Source organism: Geobacter sp. AOG1 (genome assembly GCF_019972315.1).
Lineage (GTDB): Bacteria > Desulfobacterota > Desulfuromonadia > Geobacterales > Geobacteraceae > Geomobilimonas.
This window is the reverse complement of the sequence record NZ_BLIZ01000001.1, coordinates 720,290-743,689: the sequence shown is the minus strand read 5'-3', so window position 1 is coordinate 743,689 and position 23,400 is coordinate 720,290. Positions and strand designations below refer to the sequence as shown.

Below are 23,400 nucleotides of genomic sequence, written 5' to 3'. Positions count from 1 at the left end.
ATGCATGTCTGTTCTGCTTGTCGCCCTGACCGCCGTTGCATTTGCCGCAGGTGACGGCTCCTGGAGCCGGGCCAAGGGGGCCGGAAAGCTGGTCATCGGCCTGGATGACTCCTTCCCTCCCATGGGTTACCGGGATGCATCGGGAAAACTGATCGGCTTCGATGTCGATGCCGCCGAAGAGGTGGGGAAACGTCTCGGCATCAAGATCGAGTGGCAGCCGACCGCCTGGGACGGGGTTATCCACTCGTTGAATGCCAAGAAATTCGACTGCATCTGGAATGGGATGACCATTACCGACGAGCGGGCCAAGGAAGTGGCCTTTACCAAGCCGTACATCATGGATGGCCAGATTGCCATCGTCAACTTCAAGGAAAAGCGCTTCAAGGGGCTCAAGGATCTGAAGAACTTTAAGGCCGGTACCCAGAAGGGCTCCTCCGGCGTGGAGGCGGTCAAGAAGCTTGCCACCGCACCGACCGAGCTGAAGGAGTACGAGGACTATCCCAAGGCGCTTCTCGACCTGGAGGCGGGCCGCATCGATGTCGTGGTGGTGGACAACGTCACCGGCCGCGATATGATCGCCAAGCGCCCCGGCAAATTCAAGATCCTCCCTGGCATGATCAGCAAGGAACCGTTCGGCGTCGCCTTCCGCAAGGAGGACGCAGAGCTGCGCGGCAAGGTGCAGCAGACCCTGGACAAGATGGTCAAGGACGGTACCATGGCGAAGATCTCCCGGAAGTGGTTCGCGGAAGACATTACCAACCCAAAGAAGTGGTAGCCGAAACGCGGCTTTTCCGCAATCTCGGCGTTGATCTTCGGGACTCCTTGTGCGGCGTAGCGCTGTTTATGCCCGATGTTTGGGTACTACGCCTCCGCGTCATCCCTTGATCGCCTTGACCTTGCGAAAAATCCACGTTTCTCAGGGTCAAATTATGATCAAAATTCTAAATATATCCGGCAGGGTCGCCACGGCCCTGCTTTTTTTGTGGATAACCGCCGTCGTGGCCTTTGGCGCCGCTGTTGACCCGGATCGGCTGACCCGGCAGGCCAACGATCTCATGGGACAGGGGGACCTCGCCGGAGCGGTGGAGGTGCTGAAACAGATTCCCGCCCCGGCCAGTGGCGGTGAGGGGGAGGCGTTCGTCCGGAGCCGGCTTCAGATCGCCCGGCTCCATTTTTCCCTCGGTGAGATGGACAAGGCTCTGGCCGCTGCCCGGGAGGTGCTGGTGCTCTACCCGGACAACAGCGAGGCGAAGAATTTCGTTGCGTCGGTGGAGCAGGCGCGGCAACCCCGCTACGTGACCTTCCTCAAGGACTGTCTCCGTTTCCTCCCCGCCCTCGCCAAAGGGGCTGTCATGACCTTGCTGCTGGTCCTCTGCACCATCGTGATCTCCCCCATCGGCGGGCTCCTCATTGCTCTCGGCCGGATCAGCACCATCCGCGTCATCTCGGTGGCCTGCTGGTTCGTCATCTGGTTTTTCCGAGGGACGCCGCTTCTCCTGCAGCTTTTCTTCATCTATTACGGACTCCCCTCTCTCGGCATCACCCTGGCTCCCCTGACGGCGGCGGTCATCGGCCTCGGGGTCAACTACTCCGCCTATCTGGGGGAGATTATCCGGGGGGGAATCCAGAGCATCGAGCACGGGCAGATGGAGGCGGCCAAGGCCCTGGGCATGACGTACGGACAGGCCATGCGCCGGGTCATCATTCCCCAGACCTACAAGCGGCTTATGCCCCCCATCGGCAATGAGTTCATCGCCCTCATCAAGGATACGGCGCTGGTTTCCACCATCGCCATGGTGGAACTGATGCGGGCGGCCGACCAGCTCTTCAACACCTACTTCAACGTGACGGCCCTCATCCTGGCCGCCATCGTCTACCTGGTCTTTACGACCGTTTTTACCTTTATCTTCGAAAAAATCGAGTACCGGGCAGGGATTTATGAACACCGATAGACAGCCCCTCATCCAGCTTGAAGGGATCATCAAGCGTTACAAGAGCCTGACGGCCGTTAACGGGGTGAATCTGGCCGTCTATCCGGGGGAGAAGCTGGTCATCATCGGGCCGTCCGGGTCGGGGAAATCGACCCTGCTTCGTTCCATGAACTTCCTGGAGGAGATCGACGCCGGGGTGATCCGTTTCGAAGGGCGGGAAGCGGGGTACGTCCACCGCCACGGCAAACTCCACCTGGACCGGCAGCAGGTTGTCTGCCCCCTTCGGGCGGAGATCGGGATGGTCTTCCAGCATTTCCACCTCTTCCCCCACATGACCGTGCTCGGCAACGTCATGGAGGGGCCCCTCACCGTGCAGAAGAAGCCCGCTGCCGAGGCCCGGGCCATCGCCCTCGACATGCTGGCCAAGGTGGGGCTTTCCGACAAGCGGGACGTCTATCCCGCCACCCTCTCCGGCGGGCAGAAGCAGCGGGTGGCCATCGCCCGGGCACTGGCCATGAAGCCAAAACTCATGCTGTTCGACGAACCGACGTCAGCCCTGGACCCGGAACTTGTGGGGGAGGTGTTCGACACCATCCATGCCCTGGCGGACGAAGGGATGACCATGGTCATCGTCACCCACCACATGGGGTTCGCCCGGGAACTGGCGGATCGGGTGATTTTCATGGATGGCGGGGTGTTCGTGGCGGAGGGAGCTCCCGGGGAGTTCTTCGACGAACAGATGGGGAATGAGCGGATCCGGACGTTCCTGAGTCGCATAATCTAACCGTGAGTCCGAGAGGGGGGAGCGCCCCGTTCCGCTCAGAGTCCCCTCGTGTCGCTGCTGTACGGCTCATTTCGCGCCGGCCGTTCGGCCGGCTTTGCTCCATGTCGCCTACACCTGCTGACACTCGGGCACATTCGCTCCGCGGGGCACTCCCCCCTCCCTCTCTCCTTTGATGGGAACGCAACAGATGGACTTTTTGCGGATTCATGCTCTGGAAGGGAGTGACACCAGCAGGACGGCGGCGAGGATGACGGAGCCGCCGATGAAGAACGACGCCCCCAGATGCTCGCCGAGAATGAGCCAGCCGAGGAATGCCCCCACCACCGGTTGAAGGAAGAAAAAGACCGACCCTACGCTTGCCTCCACCAACTGCAATCCCTTGTTCCAGAGAAAAAATGCACCCGCCGTAGCGACCACCCCCAGGTAGAGGACGGCCAGCCAGAGGAGCGGACGGTCCAGGCCGGTCACCGGCATGAATTGCCATTCCAGCACCATGGCAGGGGTGGTGAAGAGGCATGCCCAGAAGATGGCGTAGGTGGTTATCACCAGCGGCGAGTAGGTGATGGAGGCCCGTCGGGCAAGGACCGACAGGAGCGCCCAGGTCACGGCGGCACCGAGGAGTGCGATGTTGCCGAGGAGCACACGGTTGCCGGAGCCACTCCCTTCCCACCCAACGACGATCAGGACGCCGGCGGTGGCGAGGCAGACCGACCCGACCTTGCGCAGATTGAGCCGTTCCCCCAGCATGGCTCGGGCGAAGATGATGATGAATGCAGGGCTCGCCGACGTGAGGATGGCGCCCATGTGGGCACTGGAGAGTCGGGTGCCGATGAACTGCAACCCGACGGAGACGAAGTAGCCGATGAAACCGATGGCCATGAAGGTGCGGCGGTCGCGGGCGAAGGGCTGGACAAGGCCGACCCGCACGACCAGTGCCCAGAGGACGGCGAATCCCACCAGATAACGGAGCCAGAGCAGGGTGAAGGGTGGGATGAAATCAAGTGCATACTTGCTCACCACGTACATCCCCCCCCAGATCGATGCCGCTCCCCCCAGGGCGAGATATCCCGCCAGGTGATGTCTGTTGTCGCGCATTTCGTGCCCCTCGGTAGTTGTTATATTGTTGGTGCAGGATAAACTTGTTTGACTGCCCGGGCAACTCCAAATGGTGTCTGACCGGACCTTCAGATAGTGCACATGATGCCGTATACTGAGAAAATGGATGTTGCGACTGGCTCGTAACGTGCCGATAAGCAACGATAAATGAGTCATTGTTTATTTTGGTCAAACCATTTTTTATTTTCTTGCTCCCGAACTCAAATCATGGTAAAAACCGTGAGCTTTCTCTGTTTTGTCTCCGGTTCCGCATCAAATCGTGGTATCTGTTCCGGTAACGTCATCCGGCGGGACCGGCGGGATGATGCACCAGCCGCAATTCCATTCGTTTGCCCGATAAGAGGACACCCCTATGTTCTTACAGCAACTCATCAACGGCATAGCCCTCGGGAGCACCTACGCGCTGATCGCCCTCGGGTATACCATGGTGTACGGCATCATTACGCTCATCAACTTCGCCCATGGTGAGATATTCATGGTCGGCGCCTTTATTGGCCTGCTGATGGTATCCGTCTTCAAGCTCAACATCTTCATCGCCATGGCACTGGCCATGTGCGTTTGCATGGTCCTCGGCGTCGTCATCGAGTTGATTGCCTATCGCCGTCTGCGGCGTTCGTCGCGGCTCTCCGCTCTCATATCGGCCATCGGTGTTTCCATCTTCCTCTCCTCCCTGGCCCTGATGGTGTTCGGCGCGGACGCCAAAGGGTTCCCCGAGGGGGCTTTCCCCCTGCATCAGATCCATATCGGCAATGCCGATATCTCCACCCTCCAGCTCACTATCATCGGTATTGCTGCCTTCCTCATGCTGGGGCTGGAATTCATCGTCCAGAAGACGAAGATCGGCAAGGCGATGCGGGCGACATCGGAAGACTACGCCGCCGCCGCCCTCATGGGGATCAACGTCAACCGCGTCATCTCCTTCACCTTTGCCCTCGGCTCCGCCCTCGCCGCTGCCGGGGGGGTGCTCGTCGGGCTGCTGTACAACGCGGTTTCCTTCAATATGGGGCTCATGGCTGGCCTCAAGGCCTTTGCCGCTGCTGTTCTCGGAGGAATAGGCTCCATCCCCGGAGCAATGCTCGGGGGGGTGCTCCTCGGCGTTACCGAGATTTTCGGCGTGGCGATCGGCTATTCTTCCTACCGGGATGCCATCGCCTTTGCCATTCTCGTCCTGGTGCTCCTGTTCAAGCCGACGGGGCTCCTCGGCCAAAAAATCCAGAAGAAGGTCTAAGCATATGGCGGAATTTCTCCAGAACATCGTCGGGGCTGTCGACCCCTATACCATGCAGGTCATCGTCAACATCGGGATTGCCATCCCCCTTGCCCTCGGATTGAATATCATCACCGGCCTGACCGGCCAGCTCTCCCTCGGGCATGCCGCCTTCATGAGCATTGGCGCTTTCATCAGTGCCATCTGCACCATCCGCCTCGGCTTCCCTTTCGCCCTGACACTCGTGACCAGCGGCCTCGTGACAGCCGCCATCGGCGCCATGATCGGGTTTCCGATCCTCCGGTTGTCCGGTGATTACCTGGCCATCTGTACCCTAGGTTTTGCGGAGATCGTCAAGGTCATCTTCCTCAACCTCGATATTACCAACAAGGCCCTCGGCCTCACGGTCCCCGCGCCGAAGTCGTTTCTGCCCATGCCGATTTACGTCTGGGGGATTGCGATTCTCAGCATAGTTTTTGTCGCGTTTCTCCAGTCCTCCCGTTTCGGCCGTGCTCTCAAGGCGATCCGCGAAGACGAGATCGCCGCCGAAGCGATGGGGATCAACCTGGCCCGTTACAAAGTCCAGTCCTTCGCCATCGGTTCCTTCCTGGCAGGGGTGGGAGGAGGGCTCTACGCCCATTTTCTCGGGTACATAAACCCCTCCGACTTCGGTTTTCTCAAGTCGGTGGACATTCTCAGCATGGTGGTTCTCGGCGGACTGGGGAGCATCCCCGGAACGGTCATCGGTGCGGCGGTTCTGACGGCGGCGCCGGAATTTCTCCGTTTCATGTCCGAGTACCGGATGCTGGTCTATGGCGCTCTTCTCGTCTGCCTGATGGTTTTCCGCCCCAACGGTCTGCTGGGGGGGGTGAATTTCACGGGGCTGCTGCTCAAGGCCATCGGGCGGAACATCAACGAGTCGATCCCCCGCGAAAAGGGGCGGCGCAAACTCTAACCGGCCAGCGTGCCGTCACTAAGCATGTGCAGGGATTTACATGGCGATTCTTACACTCGATAACGTTACCATCCGTTTTGGCGGGCTCGTTGCTGTCGACAAGGTAAATCTGGCGGTCGAAGAGGGTAACATCCAGGCGTTGATCGGTCCCAACGGCGCCGGCAAGAGCACCCTCTTCAATCTCATCACCGGAATCTACACCCCCACCGAGGGGGAGATCCGCTTCGACGGTGCGGTGATCAGCGGCCGGCAGACCCACCAGATTGCGGCCCTCGGCATCGGCCGGACCTTTCAGAACATCCGGCTTTTCAACGAGCTGCCGGTCATCGAAAACGTGCTCATCGGCGCCCATACCCGCGGAAAGTGGGATCTGCTCGGTTCCATCCTGCGTCCTACCCCGTGGGTGAAACGGGAAGAAGAGCAACTGCTCGACTGGGCCATGGAATGCCTCGACCGCGTGGACCTTGCCGGCAAGGCGTGGGAGGTCGCCAGCAACCTCTCCTACGGCGAGCAGCGGCGGCTTGAAATCGCCCGGGCCCTGGCGTTGAAGCCTCGGATACTGCTCCTGGACGAACCGGCGGCCGGCATGAACCCCTTTGAAAAGCAGGTCCTCATGGAGATCGTCCAGAAGATCCGCCAGACGGGGATGACCGTCTTCCTCGTGGAGCACGACATGAAGTTCGTCATGGGGATATCGGACCAGATCGCGGTACTCGATTACGGGGTGAAGATCGCCGAGGGGAAACCGGAGGAAGTCCGTGTGAATCCGCAGGTTATAGAAGCGTACCTGGGCAAGGGAGCTAAACAGTAATGAGAAATGCGGCTTTTGCCCAATCTCCGCGTAAGTCTTCGGGATTACTTGTGCGACGTAGCGCTGCTACGTCTCCGCGCAATCCCTCGACAGCCTTGATCTTGAACAAAATCCGCGTTTCTCTGATAAAGGACTAGTGATGCTCGTCGTTGAAGATCTTTTCGTTAACTACAAGGCGATCAAGGCCTTGAACGGCGTCTCCTGCCAGGTGCAGCAGGGGGAGATCGTCGCCCTGATCGGCGCCAACGGCGCCGGCAAGACCACCATCCTCAATACCATCTCCGGTATCGTCCCCGCTGCCAGCGGGAAGATCTCCTTCGAGGGGAAGGATATTACGGATATCCCCCCCCACGAGATCGTCAGGATGGGGATCAGCCAGGTCCCGGAGGGGCGGCGGGTCTTTTCCAAGATGAGCGTCCTGGAGAACCTGGAGATGGGGGCCTTTGTAAGGAACGACAAGAAGGGGATACAGGAGGCGATGGAGCATGTGTTCCAGCTCTTCCCCCGCCTGGCGGAGCGGAGGAAGCAGCTGGCCAAGACCCTTTCCGGTGGTGAGCAGCAGATGCTCGCCATGGGTCGGGCGCTCATGTCCAATCCCCGCCTGCTCCTTCTGGACGAGCCGTCTATGGGGCTTGCTCCCATGCTGGTGGAGAAGATCTTCGAGATCATCCAGGAAATCAACGCAAGCGGCACCACCATCATGCTCGTGGAGCAGAACGCCCACATGGCCCTTTCCATCGCCAGCCGGGCCTATGTCCTTGAGACGGGGACCGTCGTTCTCCAGGGGAATGCGGCGGAGCTGGCGGCGGATCCGGAAGTGCGCAAAGCGTACCTGGGGGAATAGAAAGGATACCGTTTCCAGGGTTAGGTATGTCCATCACTAATGAAAATACCCGTCCGATCGTAAACCCCTACCTGGCAGTCCTGGTGGGGGTTTTTGCCGTCTCCTTCTCGGCGCTCTTTGTCCGTCTCTCCACCGCTCCTCCCCTCATCATCGCCACCTACCGGCTCCTTTTCACCTTTATCATCTTGCTTCCGGTTGCCATGGCGAGCGGTTTCCGGGGGGTGCAGGGGATGACTCGCCGCCAGATAGGTCTCGCGGCAGCGAGCGGGCTGTTCCTCGCCCTTCACTTCGTCACCTGGTTCACCTCGCTCCTCTACACGAGCGTTGCCAGTTCGGTGGTGATCGTGACCACCCAGCCGGTCTTCGTCGTCATCGGTTCCTGGCTCTTCTTCCGGGAGCGGATATCCCGGCTTGCCATGTTTGGCGGCCTGCTGGCGCTGTCGGGGAGTTTTGTCATAGGGGCGGGAGACTTCCAGATTGGGATGCGGGCATTTACGGGGGACCTGCTGGCCCTTGCGGCGGCGATCATGGTTTCCGGCTATCTTCTCATCGGTCGGCGGCTCCGGGGGAGCGTGGAACTGTCCGGCTACACCTTCGTTACCTATGGCATGAGTTCCGTGGCACTCGTGGCGACGAGCCTTATTGCCAAGGTGCCGTTTTACCCCTATCCGACCCGGGATTGGCTTCTCTTCCTTGCCCTGGGGGCAGTCTGTACCGTTCTTGGCCACACGGTCTTCAACTGGGTGCTCCGCTACATCCCTGCATCGGTGGTGTCGGTCAGCATCCTGGGGGAGCCGATCGGAGCGATCATCTGGGCCGCCGTTTTTCTTGGCGAAAATCCGACGCCCCGCCAGCTGGCCGGCGGAGCGCTGATCTTTGCCGGCCTTGCCATATTTACCCGAGTGTCGGCCCGCCATTCATCCTGACGCACAACGCCATATTTGAGCACTCACTTCGTTGGCTCGTCGGTCTCCTCAGCGTAACTACCTGTACGCTTCCAAGACCTCCTCCTCGCCGCCTGGTGATCATCTCAAATCTGACGTTGTGGATTGACGGCATGCTCCATCGCTCCAGCCAGCTGTCCCAGTGTCTCGATGGCTCGCTCGACTCGTTCCGACCAATAGCCCGCGTTGAGTCGGATGCAGTTCCGGTATTTCTGCGCAGCGGAGAAGATCGGTCCCGGCGCAATGGTGATGCCTGCCGCGAGGGCCTGCTCGTAAAGGGCGAGGGAGTCGACCCAGGGGGGGAACTCGACCCAGAGGACGAACCCCCCGGTGGGGCAGGTGACACGGGTTCCCGGTGGGGAATGACGACCCACGGCCTGGGCCATGAGAGCCGTCTGCCGGGCGTGGATGCGGCGCAGGCTCCGGAGGTGATGGTCATAGCCGCCGTTAGCGAGAAACTCGGCGATGGCCAGCTGGGGAGGAGTCGCATCGGCGATGGTGAGAATCCCCTTGAGGCGCTCGATCTCCGTCTGGTAGCGCCCCGGTGCGATCCAGCCGACACGGTAGCCAGGGGCGAGGGTCTTGGAAAATGAGGAGCAGAGGAGCACAAGCCCCTCTCTGTCGTAGGACTTGGCGACACGGGGCCGCTCGTGGGAAAAGCTCAGGTCGCCGTTGAGGTCGTCCTCGATGAGGGGGATGTTGTGGCTGGCCAGGAGTTCCACCAGCTCCTGCTTCCTGCTGTCCGGCATGAGGCTCCCCAGGGGGTTGCTGAAGTTGGTGCAGACAAGGCAGGCGCTGATCCGGTTGTGTTCCAAGGCGTAGCGAAGGGCATCCAGACTTATGCCGTCCCGGGGATGGGTCGGGATCTCCAGTGCCTTCAGGCCGAGCAGCTCCAGCGCCTGCAGGAAGTTGTAGTAGGTAGGGGACTCGATGGCAACGGTGTCGCCGGGTCTGCAGAGGGCCAGAAGGGCCAGGTTGACCGCCTCCATGCAACCGCAGGTGGTGATGATCTGGTCCGGAGTCAGGGTGCATCCTGCCGAGACCATCCGCCGGGCCACCTGTACCCGCAGCTTTTCGCAGCCAGGGGGTATTTCGTAGGAGACGCTCTGTACCCGGTGCCGGCGGGCTTCCGTGGAGAGCATCCTGTTCAGTCGGTCAATGGGGAGGTGTTCCGGGTCGGGGATCGCCGCTCCCAAGGGAACAAGACCGGTATCCCGCGTATCCCGAAGGATCATCCGGCTCAGTTCCTTTGTGGTGACCCGCGTCGGGCTCAGTGCGGGGCGGGACATCCCCGGCTCGGCGGGAAGGTCTTCCAGGCGGGCGCGGACGTAGTACCCCGACTGGGGACGGGCCTCGATGACCCCCCTGTCTTCCAGGAGTCCGTAGGCTTCCATGACCGTATTGATACTGACCGAGAGCTGGCGGCTCAAGGCCCGGACCGAGGGAATCCGTGCGCCGGGGCCGAAGGTCCCTTCCTCGATGAGGCGGGAAATCTGACCGGCAACGCTTTCGTAGAGCGGTGTTTTTGACTGGCTGAGTGTGGTATCCATATGCGTGTCACCCATCTTATTCCGGAAAACGGCCGGACAACAGTAACAGTTTTCTCCTTATTCTAAGGGTACAGTTGTGGTATTGTCAAACTGTTATGGTTACAAATAGTATTTAATGCATCTGTTCTTGTCGCCCTCTCTCCCCTATAGTACGACCATCATCTCGGCAGATGGCAGTTTCATCCACGATGGGCGGAAAGGGGGAAGTTATGGAGATCGGGCTCGATAACGGCGCGGTACTCGGGATTGACGGAAAGGAACAGGGATTCGCCCTGCGCTGTCTGGAGGGTTGTCTCTGGCTGACCCGTGGGGACGGTCGGGATTACTTCCTGAAGGCGGGGAAGACGATGGAGTTCGATCGGGACGACATCGTTGTCGTGGAGGCGTGGGGGGAGGCGCGGCTGCTCTTCGTGACCCCGGCGAGCAAGGAGCGGGAGAGGATGGTAGCGCCTGCCTGGCACCTGGTCAGCACGCCGTGACAAACTGAAGGTAGTACGAAAGGATTGAACGATGCATAAGCCGTTGAGCAAAAGCGCCCAGAAAGTCCAGGATGCCCTGGCCGCCCTCGGGCTCCCTTGCCGGGTGATCGAGCTGACCGAAAGCACCCGGAGTGCCGGGGATGCGGCACGGGCGGTTGGGTGCGACGTGGGGCAGATCGTCAAGTCCCTGGTTTTCCGGGGGGAGACCAGCGGCAAACCGCTGTTTGTCCTTGCCAGCGGCCGCAACCGGGTCGCCGAGGCTCGTCTTGCCGAGCTTGCCGGGGAACCGATCGGCAAGGCCGATGCTTCCTTCGTTCGGGAGAAGACCGGCTTTGCCATCGGCGGAGTCGCTCCCCTCGGCCATCCCGCCCCGCTGGAAACCTATATCGACGAGGATCTCCTGCAGTATCCCGAACTGTGGGCCGCAGCCGGAATGCCGACCGCCCTCTTCAGTCTCACCCCCGCGGAGCTTAGGCTCATGACGGCCGGACGGGTCGCCATGGTCAAGGAGATGGCGTGAGCCACAGTTCGCCCCCGACACCTGCGGCATCCGAGGCCGCGGCAACCCGGCAGGGGGTACTGTGCGGCCTGGCTGCCTATCTGATCTGGGGGTTTTTCCCCCTTTATTTCAAGGCGGTGAAGCATGTTCCGCCGCTGGAGGTGGTCTCCCACCGGATCGTCTGGTCCATGCTGCTTCTTGCACTGCTCGTGACCGTGACCCGTCGCTGGCGCGAAATCGGGGCCGCAGTTCGGCGTCCCCGGATCATCCTGACCCTGTGCGGGACGACGTTCCTCATCGCCGCCAACTGGCTGATCTTTATCTTCGCCATTGAACGGGGCGAGGTCCTGCAGTCGAGTCTCGGCTACTTTATGACTCCCTTGGTGAACGTCTTCCTCGGCTTTGCCCTTCTCGGCGAGCGGCTCCGTCGTTGGCAGATCGTGAGCCTGGTATTGGCAGCCTCGGGGGTCTTGGTTCTTTCGTTTCGCGTCGGTCAGATTCCCTGGATCGCCTTGGTCCTGGCGGCCTCCTTCGGCCTTTACGGCCTTCTTCGCAAGACCGTCGCCGTCGATTCCCTCGTTGGGCTTGCCATCGAGACACTCGTGGCGGCGCCAGTGGCGTTCGTCTTCCTTTGCTGGCTCGGATGGGGGGGAAAGGGGGCCTTTCTCGCAGGCTCCCTCCATGACAACCTGATTCTCCCCTTGGCCGGCGTGGTGACGGCAGTACCGCTTCTCTGGTTCACCGCTGCCGCTCGTCGCCTGCGGCTTGCCACCATGGGGTTTCTCCAGTATATTACCCCGAGCATCCAGTTCATCCTGGCGGTCTGGGCTTTCGGCGAGCGGTTCACACCGACCCACCTCATTGCATTCGGCTGTATCTGGGGGGGATTGGCGCTCTACTCCTGGAGTGCCATTGTCACCTCCCGCCGCGCTACGGCGGAAGGCAACTCTCCCCGTAACGAATAGGGCACTTCTTCTTCATGAACGAATCAACCAAGGGTACAATCTATGCCATCCTGGCGGTGCTGCTTTTCGCCACCCTTGGGGCCGGCTTCAAGCTGAGTGTCGCCCGCCTCGACGGCTATGTGGTTGTCGTCTACATGGGGCTCTTTGCGGTTACAGCTCTCCTGGCGAACCTCGTGCTGACCGGCAGGAGTGGTGATATCATTCCCGAGTTCCGCCGCAAGCCCCTGTTCTTCATCCTGACCGGCGTCATAGGGCTGGGGGTGCAGCAACTCCTCTGCGTCAAGTCCTACGAATACCTGCCGGCCGCTCAGGTGGTGATCCTCACCTATACCTATCCCCTCATGATGATCGTGCTGGCGTGGGCCGTCTACCGGGAGCGCTCTACCCCCCGGTCTGTCGTCTTCGTCCTTGTCGGCTTCTTCGGCGTCTATGTCCTCATCTCCCGGGGGACCTTTCTGCAGATCGACCTGAACATCGGCACCCTCCTCTCCCTGACCTGTGCCTTCAGTTTCGCCCTCTTCTGCGTGCTCATCAAGCATGCCCGCTTTCACATCGGTGTTGGCATGTTCCTCTTCAACCTCTTCGGGCTGCTGTTTCTCCTCTGCCTGCTTCCGTTCTACGGCGTTACCTGGCAACTGTCGTTGCCCCAGCTGTTGGGGCTCGTCTACCTGGGGGTGTTTCCTACCGCCGTCGCTTTCATCCTCTGGAACAAGTCGCTCCAGCTCTGCCGGACGAGCCATAGCTCCAACTTCGCCCTCCTGACCCCCGTCCTTTCCCTGGTCTGCATCGCCGTCGTGCTCGGGGAGCGGATCTTCCCTTCCCAGATCGCCGGCATGGCCATCATTGTCGGCGCTGTCTTCCTCAATGTCAATTTCGGCGGCGTGGAGGGCGGAGAGGAGGGGAAGCGTGGCTAGGGGAGGTATGGCGACATTGCGGGAAGGTTTCGGCGCAGCCTGGCCGATCTGCATGGGGTTCATTCCCATTGGTCTTTCTTTCGGCGTTCTCGCCCAGAAAGCGGGGCTCGGACCGCTCCATGTCCTCCTGATGTCGTCCCTGGTCTTTGCCGGCGGCTCCCAGTTCATCGCCGTGGCCATGCTCGGGAGTGGTGCCTCCCTCCCGGCCATCGTCATGACCACCTTTGTCGTCAATCTCCGCCATTTCCTCATGGGTTCGGCCCTGGCCGTCCAGCTACCCCGGGTGAACCGGTGGTTCCTGGCACTCTTCGCCTATGGCCTTACCGACGAAAGCTTCGCCGTCAACATGGCCCGTTTCCGGGGTGAGGGGTGGGACCGGTGGCGGGCCCTGACGGTCAACCAGATAACCAATGCTACCTGGATAGCGAGCACCGTCGCCGGCGTCTACGTGGGGAATCTCATTCCGGCCGGTGCCTTCGGCATCGACTACGCACTGACCGCCATGTTCATCTGCCTCTTCACCTTCCAGCTCCGGGAGCGGATCCACGTCCTGACCGCCCTAGTGGCAGCGGGTCTTTCCGTTCTGCTCTTCCTTCTCCTTCCGGGGAATTTCTACGTCATCGGCGCATCCTGCGGTGCGGCGACCATTGGCCTCGTGGTCAAACGACTGGCGAAAAAAGGGAGGCACCATGTCCCTGCCTGACTACCTCCTGCTCATGGTCGGGATGGGGGCCGTTACCTATCTTCCCCGTTTCATTCCTCTGGCGCTCCTCTCCCGGCGACAACTCCCCCGCTGGCTCGCCGACTGGCTCGACCTGGTGCCGGCCGCCATCCTCAGCGCCATCATCGCTCCCATTCTCTTCACGGCGGAGAAGACCAGAACCCTTGACCTGGGGAGGAAAGAGCTGCTGGTGGCCGTTCCAACCCTCCTTTTCGCCCTGAAGACCCGCTCCCTGGCGGGGACGGTGATCGTCGGCATGGGTCTCTACTGGCTGGCAGGGATGGTCATGGGGTAGGAAAGTTGCAGGAAGGGGTAGGTGGTGCCTTGGTTTGGTTTATTCACTGACGTGGCTACAATCTGGAACACGCTCGCCTGATTTGTATTCCCTTGGAAGCGTAGTAACCTTAAGGTGAATCCGTGAGAGCTGAGCGCCTCGTTATGCTCAGAGTCCCCTCGTCCCACGGAACACTCACCCCTCGCGGATTCAGGATTACTTCAAGGCGTATCTGTCCAGAGTCAGATTGTTTGCCAATCAGAGGAGGGGCGTATGAAAAAGGCACCATGGGTTGACAAGGAAGAATGTATAAGCTGTGGGCTCTGCGTTGCCAACCTTCCCGACGTGTTTCGTTTCGACGACGACAACAAGGCGGAGTGCTATGACCCCGCCGGCGCACCCGAAGAGGAGATCCAGAGCGGTGCCATAGATGCCTGCCCGGTTTCGTGCATCAGTTGGGACTCCGATCTGGAATATCTGAGGAATTTCGGCTAGCGAGGAACGTTTGTCGGAGGGTGAGATGATCGGCAGGCGGAGTTGTCCGGAACGTATGTGGACAACTCCGCCTGCCGTTTCAGGTTTATATGCCGGTCCCGCCGTCTGCGGACACACCGCTCGTGGGCCGGGTACCGCGTTTGAAGATCAGGATGCTGACCCCCTCCGCCGTGCGATCGAATTCAAATGACAGCGTCTGTTCGTAAGCCAACAGCACCACCGCTTCCAGTTGTTCCAAACCCCGCAAACGGAAAAGTACCCGGTTGCCCTTTCCAAGGTAGTCGAGGAAGCTGGATGAGGCAGCGAATTCGACTGGCCCCCATTCTCCGGTCAGATCAACCAAACTCACCCCGGTGCCGCTGATGGAGGCTTCGCTCAGGCTGATACGCCGGGGCTGGCCGTCACTCGTGCCTGACAGGTCAGCAACGTGTGCCGTCTGCGGTTCCAGGGGCGCTGTCGCGATTACCATGCCGGCGGCCACGGTGGCGTTGGTGATACGGTCGATCAGGATGAAGCTACCGGTATCCCGATTCTGCCGGTAAGGGTCGAATGAGATCGGGCGGTCAAGTTCAAGACGGGCAACGCCGATTTCGTTCAACCCCAGTGCCGGCACCTGCTTCTGCTCCAGGGTATTCACATCCACCGCATACTGCACGGTGGTAACCCGGCCGGGGGTCACGGAAGCAGCCGTCTTGACCAGGTAGATCTGTCCCGGCTGCAACGGCTCGTCGTGCATCCAGACCAGGTGCGCCTCAGGGTGTCGGGCGTGAATTGGCGGGGCATCGGGTGCGGTCAGCATGTCCCCCCGGCTGATATCGATCTCGTCCTCCAACGTCAGGGTCACCGCCTGGCCGGCTGTAGCCTCGGGCAGGTCGCCATCCATGGTGACAATGCGCGTGACCCGGCTGGTGCGCCCGGACGCGGCAACCCGCAACTCGTCCCCCGGACGGATGGTTCCCGCTGCAATCGTGCCGCAGAAACCACGGAAATCCAGATGGGGGCGGTTCACCCACTGCACCGGCATCCGGAACGGCTGGTGCCTGTTGTCACCTTCCAGCTGGACGGTTTCCAGATAGTTCATCAGGGTAGGGCCGGTGTACCAGGGGGTATTGACACTCGGTTCGATGATGTTGTCGCCGCCCAGTGCCGAGATGGGAATTGCCGTAATCGAGGCAAAGCCAAGCGGAGCGGCGAATTGTTCGTAATCACGCAGAATGGATTCGTAACGCTGTTGGTCAAAATCGACCAGATCCATCTTGTTGATCGCCAGCACCACATTCCGGATGCCGACCAGCGAGACCAGAAAACTGTGGCGCCTGGTCTGGGTCAGGAGCCCCTTGCGGGCATCCACCAGGATCACCGCCACCTGGGCGGTGGAGGCGCCGGTGACCATGTTGCGGGTATACTGCTCGTGGCCGGGGGTGTCGGCGACGATGAACTTGCGCTTGTCGGTGGAAAAGAAGCGGTAGGCCACGTCGATGGTGATCCCCTGCTCCCGCTCCGCCTGCAGACCGTCCAAAAGCAGGGCGTAGTCGATTGCACCTCCCTGGGTGCCGACCTTTTTGCTGTCCGCCTCTAACGCCGCCAGCTGATCCTCGAAGACCATCTTGGAATCCCACAGCAGGCGTCCGATCAAGGTGCTCTTGCCATCATCGACGCTGCCGCAGGTGATGAAGCGCAGCAGTGATTTTTCTTCCTGGCTCTTCAGGTAAGCGAGGATATCCTTTTCTATTAATTCAGACTGATGTGCCATGTGAATTCCTTTGTGCTTTAAATAGGACCTATGGGACCCATACGACCTATCAGAAGTATCCTTCCTGTTTCTTCTTTTCCATACTCCCCGCCTGATCATGATCGATCAACCGTCCCTGGCGCTCCGAGGTGCGGGTCAGGAGCATCTCCTGGATAATTTCGGGGAGGGTGTCCGCCTCCGATTCAACGGCGCCGGTCAGGGGGTAGCACCCCAGGGTGCGGAAGCGAACCGATTTGTGTTGAATCTTCTCGCCCGGCTTCAGCTCCAGACGGTCGTCATCAACCATGATCAGCATGCCGTCCCGCTCTACCACCGGCCTTACCGCTGCATAGTAGAGCGGCACGATGGGGATGTTTTCCAGGTGGATGTACTGCCACACATCCAGCTCGGTCCAGTTGGAGAGGGGGAAGACCCGGATGCTTTCCCCCGGCTTGATGCGGGTGTTGTACAGGTTCCAGAGCTCCGGACGCTGGTTCTTCGGGTCCCAGCGGTGGTTGACGCTGCGGAAGGAGAATATCCGTTCCTTGGCCCGTGATTTTTCTTCGTCCCGGCGGGCACCGCCAAAGGCGGCATCGAACTTGTACTTGTCCAGCGCCTGCTTCAGCCCTTCGGTCTTCATGATATCGGTATAGAGGGCCGAGCCGTGGGTAAAGGGGGAAATCCCTTGCCTGACCCCCTCCTCGTTCACGTGGACGATCAGGTCCATTCCGCACTCGGTGGCCATCCGGTCCCGGAACTGGATCATCTCGCGAAACTTCCAGGTGGTGTCCACGTGCAGCAGGGGAAACGGCGGCGGTGCCGGGTAAAAGGCCTTGCGGGCCAGGTGCAGCATGACCGCCGAATCCTTGCCAATGGAGTAGAGCATCACCGGGTTGCCGAATTCGGCCACCACTTCGCGGAGGATGTGGATGCTTTCGGCCTCTAGTTGCTGTAGATGAGTAAGATTTCTGCTCATATGATTTGCTCCTCAGTACGGATGTGGCTTTTCCGCCAGAGCTGCGTAAGTCTTCGGGTTGGATCGTGCGACGTAGCGCTGCTACGTCTCCTCACCGCCCCTTGACAGCCTTGCTCTGACGCAAAATCCGCATCCGGTTGGTTTAAAAATTTGAAGCGTGTTTCATCTCCGGTGCAGCCCGCATTCCTTGTTTTCCGGATTCTCCCACCACCATCTCCCGGCGCGGACATCCTCCCCCTGCTTGACCGCCCGGGTGCAGGGGGCGCAGCCGATGGAGCGGTACCCCTGGCTGTAGAGCCGGTTTTTGGGGAGGCGGTGCGCTTCGGTGTAGGCGATCAGGTCGTCCTCGCTCCAGTTTATGAGCGGGTTTATCTTGAGGATGCCGCCGTTCAGTTCGTCCCGCTCGATGGGGGCCAGTTTGCCGCGGGTGACACTCTGCTCTCGCCGCATGCCGGTGACCCAACCTGCCAGACCCTTGAGCGCCCGGGAGAGCGGTTCCACCTTCCGGATGCGGCAGCATTCGTGGCGCTTGTCCAGGGATTCGCGGAATGAGAAAAGACCTTCCGCCCGCTCCAGCGCCTCCACATCCCCATGGCGGGGGAAGTACCAGTCGATCTTCAGGCGGAAGCGCTCCGTCAGTGCGTCGGCCACCTCATAGGTCTCCTCGTTCAGACGCCCGGTGTCGATAGCGAATACCCCCAGCTTCAGGCCGGCCTGATGGGCGATGTGGATGATAGCCACGTCCTCGAGGGAGAAGGAGCAGGCCAGCGATACCGGCCCATCAGCCGCTTCGATACCGGCGCGGAGGATGTCGGCGGGGGTGGAATCAGGAGATATTTCAGGAATCATGTTGTTCATCGTCGTTTCCTTTCAAACCACTCAACATCTTGTGAAATGCGATTTTTTCGTCATGGTTACGTAGCCAGGGCGGAAAAGGCGCATTTCATATCTGGTAATCTTCTACGAAGACGCGAACTTGTCGCGGCCTCACAAACACCTGTTCCCCCTGCTGCAGGCCGAGGGTCTGGAAGATGTCCCTGGTCAGTTCCGCTTCGATGAACCCACCATTCCCTTCCAGATTTAGGGTGACGCGGACCGATGGACCGAGCTTCTGGATATGTCGGATTTCGGCCTTCAGGGCGGTGGCGTCGACCTGGCTCCGGTCGATCTCGATGTCGTGGGAACGGACATAGGCCACGGCAGGGGCATTATCGGCACCGGCATACCCCGGCGCATCGACTCTGATCCCTCCCATCTGGGCCTCCCCCTGGAACATCCGGCCGTGGAAGAGGTTGACATTCCCCAGGAAGTTGAGCACGAAGGGGTTGGCCGGGTGCTCGTACACCTGGTCCGGCGTGCCGGCCTGCTCGATCCCTCCCCTGTTCATCACCACGATCCGGTCGGCCACTTCCAGGGCTTCCTCCTGGTCGTGGGTGACGAAGACGCTGGTGACATGGATTTCGTCATGCAGCTTGCGCAGCCAGCGGCGCAGTTCGGCCCGCACCTGGGCGTCCAGGGCACCGAACGGCTCGTCCAGCAGGAGCACCTGGGGCTCCACCGCCAGAGCCCGGGCCAGGGCGATGCGCTGGCGTTGACCGCCGGAGAGTTGGGATGGGTAACGTTTGGCCATTCCTTCCAGCTGCACCAGTCGCAAAAGCTCCATGACTTTCTCTGTTATGGCGGACTTGGAGGGGCGGGTTCCGGACGGCCTGACGTTCAGGCCGAAGGCCACGTTGTCGAAGACGGTCATGTGCTTGAACAGGGCGTAGTGCTGGAAAACGAAGCCGACTTTGCGCTCCCGCACGTGGCGGTCGGTGGTGTCCTCGCCGTTGAAGATGATCCTCCCCCTGTCGGGGGTCTCCAGGCCGGCGATGATCCGGAGCAGGGTCGTCTTGCCGGAACCGGAGGGGCCGAGCAGCGCCACCAGTTCCCCCGACGGGATGGAGAGGGTGACATCCTGCAGCGCGGTGAAGTCGCCGAACTGTTTATGTATGTTTTCAATTTCGATGCTCATAAATTCCTCGTAATAATGGAACGCGGAAAAGGCGGATCAAATGGATCAAACGAGACATTTTGAAAAATCCGACGTTATCGGTATTTTCAGATGTGATCTGTGTTCCATTGCTTTTTCAGCCTATTCCAGCTGTTCCCGCACCTTCCACTCGGCGATGGTCTTGATCATCAGCGTCACCAGGGCAAGGAAGGCGAGAAGCGAGGCGACGGCGAAGGCGGCGGTGTAGTTGTACTCGTTGTAGAGAATCTCCACATGGAGCGGCACGGTGTTGGTGCTGCCGCGGATGTGGCCGGAGACGACCGACACAGCGCCGAATTCCCCCATGGCCCGGGCGTTGCACAGGATCACACCGTAGATGATACCCCACTTGATGTTGGGGAAGGTTACCCGGAAGAAGGTCTGCAGGCCGCTGGCACCCAGGACCAGGGCCGCCTCTTCCTCGTCCTTCCCCTGGGACTCCATCAGCGGGATCAGTTCGCGGGCGATGAAGGGGAAAGTGACGAAGATGGTGGCCAGGATGATGCCGGGGACCGCAAAGACGATCCTGATGTCATGCGCCTCCAGAAATGGGCCCAGCCACCCCTGCCGGCCGAAGATGAGCACGTAGATCAGGCCGGAGATGACAGGCGAGACTGAAAAGGGGAGGTCGATCAGGGTGATCAGCAGGTTTTTGCCGGGAAAGCTGAACTTGGCGATGGCCCAGGAGGCCATGACACCGAATACCAGGTTGAGCGGTACCGCCACGGCGGCGGTGATCAGGGTCAGTTTGACGGAGGAGAGGGTGTCAGGCTCCCGGATGGCCGCCAGGTAGACCGCAAACCCCTTCTCGAAGGCTTGGCTGAAGACCGCTGCGAGGGGGAGTGCCAGGAAGAGGGCAAGGAACGCCAGGGCGATGGCGGTCAACCCCCAGCGGACAAGAGCCGGTTCGGTGATGCGGCGTCCGCCAGGAGTTTTTCTGGTGTATGTTGTGGTCGGTGCGGGCATGAAGGTCTCCGGTCAGCCGGCGTAACGCCGGCTCCATCTCTGCAGCAGGTTGATGACAAGCAGCATGAGGAATGATGCAACCAGCATGACCGTGGCGACGGCGGTGGCCCCCTGGTAGTCGTACTGCTCCAGCTTGGTGATGATGATCAGCGGTGTTATCTCCGAGACCATCGGCATGTTGCCTGCTATGAAGATGATCGACCCGTATTCTCCCACGCCCCGGGCAAAGGCCAGTGCGAAGCCGGTCAGCACCGACGGGGTCAGGAGCGGGAACAGCACCCTGCGGAAGGTCTGCCAGCGGTTGGCACCCAGGCAGGCGGCGGCCTCCTCGATCTCCGCGTCCAACTCTTCGATGACCGGCTGGACGGTGCGCACCACGAAGGGGAGACCGATGAAGGTCATGGCGATGATGATCCCCAGCGGCGTGAATGCCACCTTGATGCCGTGGGGTTCCAAATGCTTCCCTATCCAGCCATTGGCCGAGTAGACCGTGGCCAGGGTGATGCCGGCCACGGCTGTGGGGAGGGCGAAGGGGAGGTCCACCAGGGCGTCCACCAGTCGCCTGCCGGGGAAGGGGTAACGCACCAGCACCCAGGCCACCAGCACGCCGAATACGGCGTTGATACCGGCGGCCGCCAGGGCAGCGCCGAAGGTGATTCTGTAGGAGGCAAGCACCCGCGGCTCCGTAACGGTGGAAATGAAGTCATGCCAGGAGAGGCCCGCAGTCTTGAAAACCAGTGCCGACAGGGGAATCAGGACGATCAGGCTCAGGTAGAGGAGGGTGTAGCCCATGGTCGGTCCGAAACCGGGAAGGACGTTGTTGTGCTTGATGAATTTCATGAGTGCGGCCTCTGGTGGACACCGAGCCGATGGGGAAGGAAACGTGACTACCCGTATAAGGGGTGGGAGATGCAGGTTTCACGCGCTTCCTCTCGCTCGGGATCATGCTGAAACGTATCGTTTTGGGGGAAACAGGGCGGCCACAGGGGGCCGCCCCCACATGGTCATACCTATTTTGTGGCTCCGGTGATCTGGTCGAATACCCCTCCATCGGCAAAGTGGGTCTTCTGGGCCGACCGCCAGCCGCCAAAGACCTGGTCGATGGTGTAGAGTTTAACCTTGGCCAGTTTGGTTGCAACCTTTTTGCTGGTGGGGCGGTAGTAGTGCTTGGCGGCAATTTTCTGCCCCTCGTCGCTGTAAAGGAATTTCAGGTATTCTTCGGCTACTTTGCGGGTTCCCTTCTTGTCCACTACCTTGTCCACTATCGTAATCGGCGGCTCGGCCAGGATGCTTTCGGAAGGGGTCACGATTTCGAACTTATCCGGACCCAGTTCGTTGATGGCCAGGAACGCCTCGTTTTCCCAGGCCAGTAATACATCCCCCAGCCCCCGTTGCACGAAGGTATTGGTGGAACCCCGAGCCCCGGAATCGAGCACTGGCACGTTTTTATACAGTCTTTGCACAAACTCCCTGGCTTTGGTGTCGTTTCCCCCAGGTTGATGTTTGGCAAATGCCCAGGCGGCCAGGTAATTCCAACGGGCTCCGCCGGAGGTCTTGGGATTGGGGGTAATGACCGAGACGCCCGGTTTCACCAGGTCGTCCCAGTTCTTGATCTTTTTGGGGTTCCCTTTGCGGACCAGGAAGACGATGGTGGAGGTGTAGGGAGAGCTGTTGTGGGGGAGCTCCTTCTGCCACCCCGGTTTGATCAGCCCCTTGTCGGCGATGGCGTCAATGTCGTAGGCCAGGGCCAGGGTGACCACGTCGGCGTCCAGGCCGTCGATGACGGCACGGGCCTGCTTGCCGGAACCGCCGTGGGACTGTTTGACGGTTACTTTCTGCCCTGTCTTTTTCTGCCAATGCTGGGCGAAGGCCGTGTTGACGTCCTGGTACAGTTCGCGGGTCGGGTCGTAGGAGACGTTCAGCAGGGTGACGTCGCCGGCGGCGAATGCGGGGAGCGCCGTTGTGACGGCAAGAGAAAGTGCGGCGAGAAAGGTGATGATTTTTCTGATTGGCATAATGAGGTCTCCTTTGAATCTATAGTTTTAGTAGATATTGCGATTAAAAAATATGCCCTGTTTTCATTCTTCGATGGTTCTCGTCGAAACAGGACGTGGTCTTCGTATTACCCGAAAGAGCCCGGGAATCGGCCTCCTTCATCTGTATCGTCCGGGTCGACCCCGGCCGATGTGGCCATTGGGTTTTACCCTAGCCAAGTATGTTTCGACCATACCGTAAGCCTATAAGCCTTGTCAAGAAATATTTTTAAATATCTATAGATTTTATATACAAATATAGTTCAGATTGCGGCACCATCGGTCACCAAGCCGTGTTCCAAGGCATGGAGTTGGTCTCCCCACCCTCTTGCCCATGTGCCAAGCTGGTCAGGGGTAAGAGGGTGGGGTTGTCCATTGACCGTTGACGTCCGGGATTCATCCACGATCTGGTTTGCCAGCCTCCGATAGAAATAGGACTGGTTGGAAAGAGGCGCCGCTTCGATGACGGTCTTGCCGTACAGTTCGCACTGTCTGACCATGAGCGAGCACGGTATGTGTGTCAACGTGTGGGTGCCGGTGTGGTGGGCGAAGTCCTGGATAAATGACTCCTCGAAGGAACTCCCTATCCCGTTGGGAATAAGTCCACCGACGGGCAGTGCCGGGATTCCGACACTGCCCGTCAGCAGGCTAAATATCCCGTTGGCGGCGCGTAGCGACATGAAATCGGCCGAGGTCACCACGAATACCCGCCTGACGTCGAGCAGGCGGATTGCGGTATGGAAGCCGGCGCATGAACTTTCGCCGGAGATGTCATAGAACACGAAGTCGGGAGATATCGCCTCGAAAATGCCGGCACTTTCTATCACCCGGAATGCCCGGGCGATCTCTTCCGATGCACAGAGACCGACCCCGGAAGGATCCCCCAGTTCCATGCAGCTGACCCCCTTGAATCCCCGGTGGACAACCGTTTCCGTGGAGATGTCCTGCTGTTTTCGCAACCGGTCGAATACCGTCGGGATGGGACGACCGTCGCTGAGTGTGTTGCAGGAGTCGGCCCGGGGATCGCATCCGACCTGCATGATGCCGAAGCCTGCCTCTGCCAGGGCGGCGCAGATGTTGGAGATCAGCGTGGATTTGCCGACCCCCCCTTTTCCGTACAGTACGATATGATCTGTCATGCTTTGCCTCCTCTCAAGCCGTAGCGCCGGGAC

General features: G+C 60.2%; 25 protein-coding genes. 15 read left to right on the top strand and 10 right to left on the bottom strand.

All coding sequences use genetic code 11. The annotated features are described in order from the left end of the window. Nucleotides 1–4: 4 nt before the first annotated feature. The 3 genes from LDN04_RS03330 (at nt 5) to LDN04_RS03320 (ending at nt 2,715) form a co-directional block, all read left to right on the top strand. Nucleotides 5–775 carry an amino acid ABC transporter substrate-binding protein gene (locus tag LDN04_RS03330; RefSeq protein WP_223906307.1) on the top strand — a complete coding sequence of 257 codons (771 nt, stop codon included), beginning with the start codon at nt 5–7 and terminating at the stop codon, nt 773–775. 154 nt (nt 776–929) lie between these two features. Beyond that, nucleotides 930–1,952 (top strand): amino acid ABC transporter permease, encoded by a 1,023-nt coding sequence (locus LDN04_RS03325; RefSeq protein WP_223906306.1) that lies wholly within the window; start codon nt 930–932, stop codon nt 1,950–1,952. Then, on the top strand, nt 1,939–2,715 hold the full coding sequence (locus tag LDN04_RS03320; RefSeq protein WP_223906304.1) for an amino acid ABC transporter ATP-binding protein: 777 nt from the start codon (nt 1,939–1,941) through the stop codon (nt 2,713–2,715). The genes LDN04_RS03325 and LDN04_RS03320 overlap by 14 nt, the downstream gene beginning before the upstream one ends. Before the next feature lie 204 nt (nt 2,716–2,919). Here the strand turns inward: LDN04_RS03320 and LDN04_RS03315 are convergent, their stop codons facing one another. After that, nucleotides 2,920–3,810, bottom strand: a complete 891-nt coding sequence (locus tag LDN04_RS03315) for a DMT family transporter (RefSeq protein ID WP_223906302.1) — start codon at nt 3,808–3,810, stop codon at nt 2,920–2,922. A 373-nt stretch (nt 3,811–4,183) separates the two neighbouring features. On the opposite strand from LDN04_RS03315, the gene LDN04_RS03310 reads away from it, so the two are divergent. From LDN04_RS03310 to LDN04_RS03290, 5 genes are all read left to right on the top strand, one after another. Beyond that, nucleotides 4,184–5,059 (top strand): branched-chain amino acid ABC transporter permease, encoded by an 876-nt coding sequence (locus LDN04_RS03310; RefSeq protein ID WP_223906300.1) that lies wholly within the window; start codon nt 4,184–4,186, stop codon nt 5,057–5,059. A 4-nt stretch (nt 5,060–5,063) separates the two neighbouring features. Beyond that, the gene (locus LDN04_RS03305; protein ID WP_223906298.1) at nt 5,064–5,993 is read left to right on the top strand and encodes a branched-chain amino acid ABC transporter permease; all 930 of its coding nucleotides are present in this window, start codon (nt 5,064–5,066) and stop codon (nt 5,991–5,993) included. Nucleotides 5,994–6,033: 40 nt separating this feature from the next. Next, nucleotides 6,034–6,804 carry an ABC transporter ATP-binding protein gene (locus LDN04_RS03300; protein WP_223906296.1) on the top strand — a complete coding sequence of 257 codons (771 nt, stop codon included), beginning with the start codon at nt 6,034–6,036 and terminating at the stop codon, nt 6,802–6,804. A 139-nt stretch (nt 6,805–6,943) separates the two neighbouring features. Next, nucleotides 6,944–7,648 carry an ABC transporter ATP-binding protein gene (locus LDN04_RS03295; RefSeq protein ID WP_223906294.1) on the top strand — a complete coding sequence of 235 codons (705 nt, stop codon included), beginning with the start codon at nt 6,944–6,946 and terminating at the stop codon, nt 7,646–7,648. Between the two features lie 26 nt (nt 7,649–7,674). Continuing rightward, a complete protein-coding gene (locus LDN04_RS03290; protein ID WP_223906292.1) occupies nt 7,675–8,574 on the top strand; it encodes a DMT family transporter in 900 nt (299 codons plus the stop codon). 104 nt (nt 8,575–8,678) lie between these two features. On the opposite strand, the gene LDN04_RS03285 is transcribed toward LDN04_RS03290, so the two are convergent. Then, complete coding sequence (locus LDN04_RS03285; protein ID WP_223906290.1) at nt 8,679–10,142, bottom strand: PLP-dependent aminotransferase family protein; 1,464 nt, start codon at nt 10,140–10,142, stop codon at nt 8,679–8,681. Between the two features lie 209 nt (nt 10,143–10,351). Here LDN04_RS03285 and LDN04_RS03280 point away from each other — a divergent pair, with 209 nt between their 5' ends. The 7 genes from LDN04_RS03280 to LDN04_RS03250 all read left to right on the top strand — a co-directional run bounded on the left by LDN04_RS03280 (nt 10,352) and on the right by LDN04_RS03250 (nt 14,489). Continuing rightward, nucleotides 10,352–10,621: a DUF2917 domain-containing protein gene (locus tag LDN04_RS03280; RefSeq protein ID WP_223906289.1), complete on the top strand. Its 270-nt coding sequence runs from the start codon at nt 10,352–10,354 to the stop codon at nt 10,619–10,621. A 31-nt stretch (nt 10,622–10,652) separates the two neighbouring features. After that, entirely contained in the window at nt 10,653–11,141 is a 489-nt protein-coding gene (locus LDN04_RS03275; RefSeq protein ID WP_223906287.1) for a YbaK/EbsC family protein, read from the top strand. Then, nucleotides 11,138–12,085, top strand: coding sequence for an EamA family transporter RarD (gene rarD, locus LDN04_RS03270; RefSeq protein ID WP_223906285.1), 948 nt, complete (start codon nt 11,138–11,140; stop codon nt 12,083–12,085). Before LDN04_RS03275 ends, rarD begins: the two co-directional genes overlap by 4 nt. 14 nt (nt 12,086–12,099) lie before the next feature. After that, nucleotides 12,100–12,999, top strand: a complete 900-nt coding sequence (locus tag LDN04_RS03265) for a DMT family transporter (protein WP_223906283.1) — start codon at nt 12,100–12,102, stop codon at nt 12,997–12,999. Next, nucleotides 12,992–13,702: an AzlC family ABC transporter permease gene (locus LDN04_RS03260; protein WP_223906281.1), complete on the top strand. Its 711-nt coding sequence runs from the start codon at nt 12,992–12,994 to the stop codon at nt 13,700–13,702. The genes LDN04_RS03265 and LDN04_RS03260 overlap by 8 nt, the downstream gene beginning before the upstream one ends. After that, nucleotides 13,689–14,015, top strand: coding sequence for an AzlD domain-containing protein (locus tag LDN04_RS03255; protein WP_223906279.1), 327 nt, complete (start codon nt 13,689–13,691; stop codon nt 14,013–14,015). The genes LDN04_RS03260 and LDN04_RS03255 overlap by 14 nt, the downstream gene beginning before the upstream one ends. 252 nt (nt 14,016–14,267) lie before the next feature. Continuing rightward, nucleotides 14,268–14,489 carry a ferredoxin gene (locus LDN04_RS03250; protein ID WP_223906277.1) on the top strand — a complete coding sequence of 74 codons (222 nt, stop codon included), beginning with the start codon at nt 14,268–14,270 and terminating at the stop codon, nt 14,487–14,489. Nucleotides 14,490–14,574: 85 nt separating this feature from the next. On the opposite strand, the gene cysN is transcribed toward LDN04_RS03250, so the two are convergent. The 8 genes from cysN to LDN04_RS03210 all read right to left on the bottom strand — a co-directional run bounded on the left by cysN (nt 14,575) and on the right by LDN04_RS03210 (nt 23,367). Next, a complete protein-coding gene (gene cysN, locus LDN04_RS03245; protein WP_223906276.1) occupies nt 14,575–16,242 on the bottom strand; it encodes a sulfate adenylyltransferase subunit CysN in 1,668 nt (555 codons plus the stop codon). Nucleotides 16,243–16,291: 49 nt separating this feature from the next. Beyond that, on the bottom strand, nt 16,292–17,197 hold the full coding sequence (cysD, locus tag LDN04_RS03240; RefSeq protein WP_223906274.1) for a sulfate adenylyltransferase subunit CysD: 906 nt from the start codon (nt 17,195–17,197) through the stop codon (nt 16,292–16,294). Nucleotides 17,198–17,359: 162 nt separating this feature from the next. Then, the gene (locus LDN04_RS03235) at nt 17,360–18,055 is read right to left on the bottom strand and encodes a phosphoadenylyl-sulfate reductase (RefSeq protein WP_223906272.1); all 696 of its coding nucleotides are present in this window, start codon (nt 18,053–18,055) and stop codon (nt 17,360–17,362) included. A gap of 85 nt (nt 18,056–18,140) precedes the next feature. Continuing rightward, the gene (locus tag LDN04_RS03230) at nt 18,141–19,211 is read right to left on the bottom strand and encodes a sulfate/molybdate ABC transporter ATP-binding protein (RefSeq protein WP_223906270.1); all 1,071 of its coding nucleotides are present in this window, start codon (nt 19,209–19,211) and stop codon (nt 18,141–18,143) included. Between the two features lie 120 nt (nt 19,212–19,331). Continuing rightward, nucleotides 19,332–20,195 carry a sulfate ABC transporter permease subunit CysW gene (cysW, locus tag LDN04_RS03225; RefSeq protein ID WP_223906268.1) on the bottom strand — a complete coding sequence of 288 codons (864 nt, stop codon included), beginning with the start codon at nt 20,193–20,195 and terminating at the stop codon, nt 19,332–19,334. Nucleotides 20,196–20,207: 12 nt separating this feature from the next. Next, nucleotides 20,208–21,035, bottom strand: a complete 828-nt coding sequence (cysT, locus tag LDN04_RS03220; RefSeq protein ID WP_223906266.1) for a sulfate ABC transporter permease subunit CysT — start codon at nt 21,033–21,035, stop codon at nt 20,208–20,210. Between the two features lie 170 nt (nt 21,036–21,205). Then, nucleotides 21,206–22,210, bottom strand: a complete 1,005-nt coding sequence (locus tag LDN04_RS03215) for a sulfate ABC transporter substrate-binding protein (RefSeq protein ID WP_374045130.1) — start codon at nt 22,208–22,210, stop codon at nt 21,206–21,208. A gap of 281 nt (nt 22,211–22,491) precedes the next feature. Next, entirely contained in the window at nt 22,492–23,367 is an 876-nt protein-coding gene (locus tag LDN04_RS03210) for a nitrogenase iron protein (RefSeq protein WP_223906265.1), read from the bottom strand. Nucleotides 23,368–23,400: the final 33 nt, after the last annotated feature.